The 883-nt window shown below is 64.9% G+C and carries 1 protein-coding gene; it reads left to right on the forward strand.

The window, feature by feature from the left end; translation table 11 throughout:
* Positions 1-55 precede the first annotated feature (55 nt).
* A protein-coding gene (locus NOD94_RS41215; protein WP_281211368.1) for an IS5 family transposase occupies positions 56-873 on the forward strand; the annotation gives its coding sequence in 2 pieces (ribosomal slippage) (positions 56-404 and positions 404-873; 819 coding nt in all).
* The last annotated feature ends 10 nt before the right edge of the window (positions 874-883 follow it).

The following is an 883-nucleotide window of genomic DNA, read 5'->3' on the forward strand; positions in this document are numbered from 1 at the left end:
AATGAGATGACTTCTTAGACCGTGTCCTATGTGGTGAGGCGTCGTTGACCTCGGTATGGGGCGGGGTACTTGGAGTTGGATTGTTCCGGACGGACTGTGGGAGATCGCGGAGCCGCTGATCCCACCGTCGAAGGTGCGGTCGCAGGGCGGCGGGACGCAGGACACGCCTGACGAGACGCTGTTCGCGGCGATCATCTACGTCCTGGTCAGCGGATGCGCCTGGCGATCACTGCCACCCTGTTTCGGGATATCGAAGTCCACGGCCCACCGCAGGTTCCTGATCTGGTCACGGGCAGGTGTATGGGGCCGGCTGCACGAGGAGATCCTGCACCGCCTCGACGACGCCGGGCTCCTCGATCTCTCCCGAGCCGTCCTCGACTCGGCCCACGTGAGGGCTAAAAAAGGGGCGAACTCACAGGTCCGAGCCCCGTGGACCGAGGCAAGCCGGGCTCCAAGATGCACGTCCTGTCGGACGCGAACGGGCTTCCCCTCCTCGTCGGCCTCACCGCCGCCAACACCCACGACAGCCTCGCCCTGAAGCCCATGATCACAGGTCACCAAACGAGACACGACCCTCACCGCGGCCGCCACTTCAAACCCCAACGTCTCCACGCCGACAAGGCATACGACGTCCCTCACCTGCGGAAATGGCTCCGCGGCAAACGGATCGGGGTCCGTATCGCACGCAAGGGCGTCGAGTCATCGGAACGACTCGGACGGCGCCGGTGGGTGATTGAGCGGACCATGTCCTGGCTCACTGGCTACCGCCGGCTCAACCACCGCTACGAACGCCACCCCCGCAACTACCTGGCCTTTCTCGGTCTCGCCGCCGCCCTCTGCTGCTACAAACGGCTCGTCCGCCTCACCACATAGGACACGGTCT

Origin of the sequence: Streptomyces sp. Isolate_45, assembly GCF_024721315.2 — a bacterium.
GTDB lineage: Bacteria > Actinomycetota > Actinomycetes > Streptomycetales > Streptomycetaceae > Streptomyces.